The sequence below is a fragment of the Neisseria sp. P0009.S007 genome, assembly GCF_051962515.1.
In genome coordinates this window covers 1-7,964 of record NZ_JBQCVF010000065.1, presented here as the reverse complement: position 1 = coordinate 7,964, position 7,964 = coordinate 1, and the positions used below count along the sequence as shown (strand labels likewise).

The 7,964-nt window shown below is 51.5% G+C and carries 10 protein-coding genes and 1 pseudogene; 7 read left to right on the top strand and 4 right to left on the bottom strand.

The genetic code is table 11. From position 1 onward, the window contains the following. A partial coding sequence (locus ACTHS3_RS07435; RefSeq protein ID WP_440367562.1) for an NAD-binding protein occupies positions 1-579 on the top strand: 579 nt, incomplete at its 5' end. Between the two features lie 77 nt (positions 580-656). Here ACTHS3_RS07435 and lgt read toward each other — a convergent pair. Both lgt and ACTHS3_RS07425 read right to left on the bottom strand, forming a co-directional pair. Continuing rightward, positions 657-1,517 carry a prolipoprotein diacylglyceryl transferase gene (gene lgt / locus ACTHS3_RS07430; RefSeq protein WP_004520768.1) on the bottom strand — a complete coding sequence of 287 codons (861 nt, stop codon included), beginning with the start codon at positions 1,515-1,517 and terminating at the stop codon, positions 657-659. Positions 1,518-1,591: 74 nt separating this feature from the next. After that, positions 1,592-2,722 (bottom strand): M14 family metallopeptidase, encoded by a 1,131-nt coding sequence (locus tag ACTHS3_RS07425; RefSeq protein WP_003746205.1) that lies wholly within the window; start codon positions 2,720-2,722, stop codon positions 1,592-1,594. A 174-nt stretch (positions 2,723-2,896) separates the two neighbouring features. Between ACTHS3_RS07425 and argB the strand changes: the two genes are divergently transcribed. From argB to ACTHS3_RS07395, 6 genes are all read left to right on the top strand, one after another. After that, entirely contained in the window at positions 2,897-3,784 is an 888-nt protein-coding gene (gene argB, locus ACTHS3_RS07420) for an acetylglutamate kinase (RefSeq protein ID WP_049323441.1), read from the top strand. Positions 3,785-3,846: 62 nt separating this feature from the next. Continuing rightward, complete coding sequence (locus ACTHS3_RS07415; protein ID WP_440367560.1) at positions 3,847-4,005, top strand: hypothetical protein; 159 nt, start codon at positions 3,847-3,849, stop codon at positions 4,003-4,005. 40 nt (positions 4,006-4,045) lie between these two features. Then, entirely contained in the window at positions 4,046-5,332 is a 1,287-nt protein-coding gene (gene eno / locus ACTHS3_RS07410; protein ID WP_440367558.1) for a phosphopyruvate hydratase, read from the top strand. 23 nt (positions 5,333-5,355) lie between these two features. Then, the gene (gene ftsB, locus ACTHS3_RS07405) at positions 5,356-5,631 is read left to right on the top strand and encodes a cell division protein FtsB (RefSeq protein ID WP_003679613.1); all 276 of its coding nucleotides are present in this window, start codon (positions 5,356-5,358) and stop codon (positions 5,629-5,631) included. 100 nt (positions 5,632-5,731) lie between these two features. Continuing rightward, positions 5,732-6,223 carry a DUF1841 family protein gene (locus ACTHS3_RS07400; protein WP_063068729.1) on the top strand — a complete coding sequence of 164 codons (492 nt, stop codon included), beginning with the start codon at positions 5,732-5,734 and terminating at the stop codon, positions 6,221-6,223. Positions 6,224-6,334: 111 nt separating this feature from the next. Continuing rightward, positions 6,335-7,042, top strand: a complete 708-nt coding sequence (locus ACTHS3_RS07395) for an SIMPL domain-containing protein (RefSeq protein ID WP_440367556.1) — start codon at positions 6,335-6,337, stop codon at positions 7,040-7,042. A 78-nt stretch (positions 7,043-7,120) separates the two neighbouring features. On the opposite strand, the gene ACTHS3_RS07390 is transcribed toward ACTHS3_RS07395, so the two are convergent. Both ACTHS3_RS07390 and ACTHS3_RS07385 read right to left on the bottom strand, forming a co-directional pair. After that, on the bottom strand, positions 7,121-7,648 hold the full coding sequence (locus ACTHS3_RS07390) for a single-stranded DNA-binding protein (RefSeq protein ID WP_440367554.1): 528 nt from the start codon (positions 7,646-7,648) through the stop codon (positions 7,121-7,123). A gap of 1 nt (position 7,649) precedes the next feature. After that, positions 7,650-7,964, bottom strand: a pseudogene (locus ACTHS3_RS07385) (MFS transporter); the annotation flags it as partial.

Below are 7,964 nucleotides of genomic sequence, written 5' to 3'. Positions count from 1 at the left end.
GCCGAGAATCTGGACAACACCCTCGTCCTGCAAGGTTCCGCCACCGATGAAACCCTGCTGGACGAAGAATACATCGACGAAATCGACGTCTTCTGCGCGCTGACCAACGACGACGAAAACAACATCATGTCCAGCCTGCTGGCGAAAAACCTTGGTGCCAAACGCGTAATCACCATCGTCAACCGCTCAAGTTACGTCGATTTGCTCGAAGGCAACAAAATCGATATCGTCGTTTCCCCCCACCTGATTACCATCGGCTCCATCCTCGCCCACATCCGCCGTGGCGACGTCGTTGCCGTCCATCCTTTGCGCCGCGGTACAGCCGAAGCCATTGAAGTGGTGGTACACGGCGACAAAAACACTTCCGCCATCGTCGGCCGCCGTATCAGCGGCATCAAATGGCCAAGCGACTGCTACATCTCCGCCATCGTCCGCGGCGCAACCGGCGAGGTCATCATGGGACACCACACCGAAACCATCCTCCAAGACGGCGACCACATTATCTTCTTCGTCTCACGCCGCCGCGTTCTGCCGGAACTGGAGAAACTCATTCAAGTTAAAATGGGCTTTTTCGGTTAAACCCAAAATCCGTTTGCTTGAAGCCATAAAAAGGCCGTCTGAAAACCTTTTCAGACGGCCTTTATTTCTTGTTTTATTTATGCTTTGGCAACGCTGTTTTTACGGCCAAACCAAACAAAACCAATCGCACCCAATACAATCATCGGCACGCTCAACCATTGACCCATAGACAAACCCAAGGTCAGCAGGCCGAGATAATCGTCAGGCTGACGGGCAAATTCGGCAATAAAGCGGAACAAACCGTAACCGCCCAAGAACAATGCTGCCGTTTGTCCGGCCGGACGTGGTTTTTTCGAGAAAATCCAAACAATGACAAACAGGCAAATGCCTTCAAGGGCAAACTGGTAAAGCTGAGACGGATGGCGCGGCAGCATGCCGTATTGTTGCAGCCATTCGGCCCACAAAGGATTGTGCGCCGCAGCTTCCGCATCTTCGTAACGCGCTTGGGGGAAACCCATCGCCCAGAAAGCATTGAGTTCGGTAACTCGTCCCCAAAGTTCGCCGTTGATAAAGTTGCCGATACGGCCGGAAGCCAAGCCCAGCGGCACGAGCGGCGCAACGGTATCCATCAGCTTCAAGATACTGATGTTGTGCTTACGGCCAAACAGCCACATGGCAACGACCACGCCCAAAAAGCCGCCGTGAAACGACATGCCGCCTTCCCACACTTTGAAAATATCCAACGGGTTGGCCAAATAGTCGGAAAATTTATAAAACAAAACGTAGCCGATACGGCCGCCCAAGATGACGCCCAAGATACCCCAAGTCAGGAAATCGTCGAGTGTTTCTTTGGTAAACACAGAATTGCCCTGCGCGATACGGCGGCGGCCCAAAATCGTAAACAGGATAAAGCCGACAATATAGCTCAAGGCATACCAGCGGATGGCAAGCGGGCCGATGCTGATCAGCACCGGATCAAACTGGGGATGTATCATCATAATGTGTGTTCCTTATCTCAAAGGCCGTCTGAAAGCCTGAACTTTCAGACGGCCTGTATGCAGTGTCGGACGGTTTAACGCAAATCGCCAACCACATTCAAAATAGCAGACAACATAGCCTCACCCAAGCGCAGCGAGCGTTGGCCGTTCCAGCCGAAATCGTCGTCCGGCAGGTTGGCATTGTCTTTAAACGGCATTTCCAAAGTATAGGCAAGGCAGTTGAAATGATTGCCGACCCAGTTGGTCGCCAAAGTCATGTTTGCCTGACCCGGCGCATCTTTGTCATAGCCGTAATCGTCTTGGAAATCGGGGCTGGCATTGAGCAGCGCGAGTTTGAATTGGTCTTCCAAGGCTTCGATGCGCTCGTTGTAGTTCGGCACGCCTTCGGTACCGGCCACAAAGACAAACGGCAGACCTTCATCGCCGTGAATATCCAAGAACAAATCCACGCCGGTTTCCATCATTTTTTCGCGGACGGTAAAGACTTCGGGGCTTCGCTCCAAAGTCGGGTTTTCCCATTCGCGGTTGAGGTTGGCGCCGGCGGCATTGGTGCGCAGGTTGCCCAATACCGAACCGTCCGGATTCATATTCGGCACAATGTAGAAAGTCGCACGGTCAAGCAACATGCGCGCGGTCGGATCTTGCGGATCAAGCAGACGGCCCAGCAAACCTTCGACAAACCATTCCGCCATGGTTTCACCCGGATGCTGACGGGCGATAATCCAGACTTTCATGTCGCTTTCGACTTGGTTGCCGATGGTCAAAAGATTGATGTCACGGCCTTGAACGGTACTGCCCAAGTCGTCGATACGGCACAAACCGCTACCCTGCGCATCGCCCAAAAGGTTCAAATGCTGCTCGTTGGAATAAGGCTCGAAATAGGCGTAGTAAACGCTGTTGGACAAAGGCGTATGGTTGATGGTCAACACGCCGTTTTCATAGCTGGTCGGCACGCGGAACCAATTTTGGCGGTCGTAAGAAGCGCAAGCCTGATAGTCCTCCCAGCCCAAAGGATACGCAGCGTCCGCCGCATTTTCAAAATGCATCACACAGTTTTGATAGGCCGCACCCTGCAAACGGAAGTAAAACCATTGGGCAAACTCCGAAGCATTGTCGGGACGCAGGGCGAGACGGATATCGGCAGGGTTGCTCAAATCTTTGACAACGACCGAACCGGCATCGAATTGGGTGCTGATTTTCATCATGGGTATCCTTAGTAATCGGCAAAGAGGCCGAAGCAAACCGTCATTTTACCGTTTGCATGAGGCTGGTTTCAACCATTTAACTGATTTAACAGGATTTCAAGCGCTTGGAAATATTGTTTCAGACGGCCTTTGGGATTAAGATAAAGGCCGAAATCATGAAACAAGGTTGAAACCATGACTCAGCAACAATCTGTCTCCTCTGCGATCAAAGCGCGCGTCCTTGCCGAATCTTTACCTTATATCCGCCGTTTTTCCGGCTCCATCATCGTCATCAAATACGGCGGCAACGCCATGACCGAGTCGGCCTTAAAAGAGGGCTTCGCACGCGATGTCGTCCTGCTCAAACTGATCGGCCTGCATCCCGTCATCGTTCACGGCGGCGGCCCGCAAATCAATGAAATGCTGGAAAAAGTCGGCAAAAAAGGGGAATTTGTTCAAGGCATGCGCGTCACCGACAGCGAAACCATGGACATCGTAGAAATGGTTTTGGGCGGACACGTCAATAAAGAAATCGTTTCCATGATTACCTCCTTCGGCGGTCGCGCCGTCGGCATTACCGGCCGGGACAACCACTTCATCAAAGCGGAAAAACTCCTGATCGACACGCCCGAACAAAAAGGCGTGGACATCGGCCAAGTCGGTACCGTGGCCGACATCGATACCCGTTTGGTAGAAGGCTTGGTCGAACGCGGCTGCATTCCGGTCATCGCACCCATCGGCGTAGGCCAAAACGGCGAAGCGTTCAACATCAATGCCGACTTGGTTGCCGGCAAACTGGCGGAAAAACTTCAAGCCGAAAAACTGCTGATGATGACCAACATCCCCGGCGTACTGGATAAAGAAGGCAAATTATTGACCACCCTGACGCCAAGCCGCATTGACGAACTGATTGAAGACGGCACGCTGTACGGCGGCATGCTGCCTAAAATTGCCTCCGCCGTCGAAGCCGCCAAAAGCGGCGTCAAAGCCACGCACATCATAGACGGCCGCGTTCCCAACGCCCTGCTCTTGGAAGTGCTGACCGATGACGGCGTAGGCTCGATGATTTTAGGCGAAGGCTAATCTGATTTTCAGACGGCCTTATGCCTGATTTAATCAGCTTTTCACCCTAAAAAGGGTAAAAAATGTTACACTATACAGCTTATGTTTGTTTGACCGATATTGACGTGAAACAAACTTACAGTCGGTTTCATACCGACGCCGATGCCATGCCCGGCAAAGACGGTATAATGTCTGCATTCATCAGACTTTGGCAATCATCCTCAAGGCCGTCTGAAGCGTAACAAAGCTACTTTTCTTTTACCATCCTATTTGGAGATATTCATGAGCGCAATCGTTGATATTTTTGCACGCGAAATTTTGGACTCTCGCGGCAACCCTACTGTAGAGTGTGACGTATTGTTGGAATCCGGCGTCATGGGCCGTGCAGCCGTACCAAGCGGCGCATCAACCGGTCAAAAAGAAGCTTTGGAACTGCGTGACGGCGACAAATCCCGTTACTTGGGCAAAGGCGTATTGAAAGCCGTTGACCACGTTAACAACCAAATCGCGCAAGCCCTCATCGGCATCGATGCCAGCGAACAATCTTATATCGACCAAATCATGATCGAATTGGACGGTACTGAAAACAAAGGCAACTTGGGCGCCAACGCCACTTTGGCCGTTTCCATGGCCGTAGCACGCGCGGCCGCTGAAGATGCAGGCTTGCCGCTGTACCGTTACTTGGGCGGCGCAGGCCCAATGGCTCTGCCTGTTCCGATGATGAACGTAATCAACGGCGGCGAACATGCCAACAACAGCCTGAACATCCAAGAATTCATGATCATGCCTGTCGGCGCAAAATCTTTCCGCGAAGCTCTGCGTTGCGGCGCCGAAATTTTCCACGCACTGAAAAAACTGTGTGATGCCAAAGGCTTCCCAACTACCGTGGGCGACGAAGGCGGTTTCGCACCTAACCTGAACAGCCACAAAGAAGCCCTGCAACTGATCGTAGAAGCAACCGAAGCCGCAGGCTACAAAGCAGGCGAAGACGTATTGTTCGCCCTGGACTGCGCATCCAGCGAGTTCTACAAAGACGGCAAATACCACTTGGAAGCCGAAGGCCGCTCTTACACCAGCGCAGAATTTGCCGAATACTTGGAAGGCCTGGTTAACGAATTCCCAATTGTTTCCATCGAAGACGGTATGGACGAAAACGACTGGGAAGGCTGGAAACTGCTGACCGAAAAATTGGGCGGCAAAGTTCAATTGGTCGGCGACGACTTGTTCGTAACCAATCCAAAAATCTTGGCTGAAGGCATCGAAAAAGGCGTGGCAAACGCATTGCTGGTCAAAGTCAACCAAATCGGTACATTGAGCGAAACCCTGAAAGCCGTTGACTTGGCCAAACGCAACCGCTACACCAGCGTAATGAGCCACCGTTCCGGTGAAACCGAAGACAGCACCATTGCCGACTTGGCAGTTGCTACCAACTGTATGCAAATCAAAACCGGCTCCCTGTCCCGTTCTGACCGCATGGCGAAATATAACCAATTGTTGCGCATCGAAGAAGAATTGGCCGAAGCCGCTTACTACCCTGGCAAAGCCGCATTCTACCAATTGGGCAAATAAGCAGAATATAGGATATTGATTGTATGAAGTGGGTGACTTTTGTTTTAACCTTCGCACTTTTGTGCTGTCAGTACAGCCTTTGGTTTGGTAAAGGCAGCGTCGGGCATACGGAAGAATTGCAGGAGCAGCTCGTCCGTCAGGAGGAAAAAAACCAAACGCTCACTTTACGCAACAATTTCCTCAATGCGGAAGTTGAAGACTTAGCACACGGACAAGAGGCCATTGCCGAAATTGCCCGTGTCGAATTGGGCTATGTCCAAGACGGCGAAGTGTATTACCGAATCATCGACCGCCGCTAAACCCTGCAAAACAAAGGCCGTCTGAGATTCAATTTTCAGACGGCCTTTTTTATCGCAATCGCTATATAATCACATATCCCAAAATCAAATCACACCCATCATGTATGACGTAAACACCCACGATGTCCGCCGATTCTTTGCCCACGTCTGGCAACACAGGCTCGCGCCGCTCCAATTAGACGGCCTGCAACAAAAAGCTTTGCGCATCATCGAAGCCCATCCCGAATACGGACACTATCTCGAAGACATCGAACAATATTTAGATAAAGAATGGCTGCCTGAAGACGGTGAAAGCAACCCATTCCTGCATATGTCGCTACACCTTTCCCTGCAAGAGCAAAGCGCCATCGACCAGCCCCCGGGCATCCGTGCCATCCACCAACAACTTTGCGCCCGTTACAACGGCGACTGGGTCAAAGCCGAACACGATATGATGGAAGCCTTAGCAGAAACCATCTGGGAAGCACAACGCTACGGACGGGGCCTTGACGTCAATGCCTACATGACCCGCTTGCGGAAATTGGTCGGCTTAGGCCAAGAAGAAAAAGCCCGCCTCAATCCCCATGAAGTCGGCTTGATGGATACAAAGTAACTTCTTTTCAGACGGCCTCAACCCATACAAATCCTTACGCTTGCCAAAGCCAACATTTCCATCTTTCATGCTAAATTACTTTTTTGAAATCCGCATTACAAGGAAAACAAAATGCTCCGCCCAACCCTTACCACCCTACTGCTAGCCGCCTCCCTGCCCGTTGCAGCAGAAAGCCTCAACTACAACATCGTTGAATTTTCCGAATCCGCCAACATGGAAGTGCCACGGGATACCATGACCGCGCATTTCAGCATCAACGCAGAAGGCAAAGACCGTCAAGCCGTCAACCAAGCCTTCATGAAGAAATTCAACCAGTTCAACAAAATCTCCCAAAACAACAAATTTAAAGCCGAGCTGATGGAGCGCAACGCGTCCCCACGCTATCAATACACCAACGGCAAACGCACCCAAACCGGCTGGGAAGAACACGCCTACTTCAAAGTAGAAAGCAAAGACTTTGAAGCACTCAACCGCCTGATTGCCGACAGCATCAATATCGCCGTTTTGGAAAGCTCCTCGTTTTCCGTATCCAAAGAAAAACGCGAAGAAACCGTCGACCAACTGAGCAAAGCAGTCATCCTGCGCTTCAAAGACCGCGCCCAAAACCTCGCCCAAACACTCGGCTTCTCCAGCTACAAAATCGTTAAACTCAACTTGGGCCATATCGGCAACCGCCAAGTCGGCGGCGATTTCGCCCGCGCCAAAATGTTACGGGCAGCCCCCGTCGCAGAGATGGCTGCAGGAATAGAAGATGGCATACCTGCCTCCCCTGGTTCGGAAGAAATCAGCCTGACCGTCAGCGGCTCAGTGCAAATGTAGGATTTTCTTTTCAATCATTTTAAATTAAAGGCCGTCTGAAAGTATATTTTTCAGACGGCCTTTTGTATTGCTCAATGATTAAAATGGAATATCGTCGTCGATATCATCAACCGGAGCGGTCGGTTGTGCCGGAGCAGGACGACGGGCTGGGGCGGCTGGGGGTTCTTGAGCTGGGGCAGATTGGTATTGCTGTTGTGGCGCTTGTTGGTGACTGCCTTGGCTTGAATGGCCGCCTTGGTTGTAGCCGTCATCGTATGGTGCGCCGCCGCTGTTGTCGTTGCGGCCGCCAAGCATTTTCATTTCGTTGGCGATAATATCGTAAGCGGTGCGCTCGATGCCGTCTTTGCCTTGGTATTTACGACTTTGGATACGGCCTTCCAGGTACACTTGGCTGCCTTTACGCAGGTATTGACCGGCGATTTCGGCGAGTTTGCGGTACATGGTGATGTTGTGCCATTCGGTACGTTCTACGCGTTGGCCGTTGCGGTCGTTCCACGTTTCGCTGGTGGCAACGCTGAAGTTACAGACGGCCTCGCCGTTGGGCATATAGCGGACTTCCGGGTCGCGGCCAAGGCGGCCGATGAGGATAACTTTATTCAATGACATTTTACACTCCTGTGATAATTTTTTCGGCGGCCTCTTGGTCGAATCCTTTTTGCAAGGCCTTGATATAAATGGTTTGTTTGTCTGCGCTAAAGCTAATGCTTTCAACGCCTTCAATTTCGGTCAATTTTTGGTAGAGCAAATCCGGATTTTGTTGCCATTCAGCGTTAAGCGGATAGCTGAGGTTTTTGACAGGTTTCGGTGCCGGCGAAATGACTGCCAATACCAGCCACAGCAACATCAATACGCTACAAAAGGCAAATACGCCTACAAAACCGTATTTTTGGAACAATAAACCACCGGTTGCGCCGCCGACAAA

Excerpts from the sequence above, each read along its gene's own strand:
- lgt (WP_004520768.1), bottom strand. The coding sequence starts at position 1,517 with ATGATGATACATCCCCAGTTTGATCCGGTGCTGATCAGCATCGGCCCG.
- ACTHS3_RS07425 (WP_003746205.1), bottom strand. The coding sequence starts at position 2,722 with ATGATGAAAATCAGCACCCAATTCGATGCCGGTTCGGTCGTTGTCAAA.
- argB (WP_049323441.1), top strand. The coding sequence starts at position 2,897 with ATGACTCAGCAACAATCTGTCTCCTCTGCGATCAAAGCGCGCGTCCTT.
- ACTHS3_RS07415 (WP_440367560.1), top strand. The coding sequence starts at position 3,847 with ATGTTACACTATACAGCTTATGTTTGTTTGACCGATATTGACGTGAAA.
- eno (WP_440367558.1), top strand. The coding sequence starts at position 4,046 with ATGAGCGCAATCGTTGATATTTTTGCACGCGAAATTTTGGACTCTCGC.
- ftsB (WP_003679613.1), top strand. The coding sequence starts at position 5,356 with ATGAAGTGGGTGACTTTTGTTTTAACCTTCGCACTTTTGTGCTGTCAG.
- ACTHS3_RS07400 (WP_063068729.1), top strand. The coding sequence starts at position 5,732 with ATGTATGACGTAAACACCCACGATGTCCGCCGATTCTTTGCCCACGTC.
- ACTHS3_RS07395 (WP_440367556.1), top strand. The coding sequence starts at position 6,335 with ATGCTCCGCCCAACCCTTACCACCCTACTGCTAGCCGCCTCCCTGCCC.
- ACTHS3_RS07390 (WP_440367554.1), bottom strand. The coding sequence starts at position 7,648 with ATGTCATTGAATAAAGTTATCCTCATCGGCCGCCTTGGCCGCGACCCG.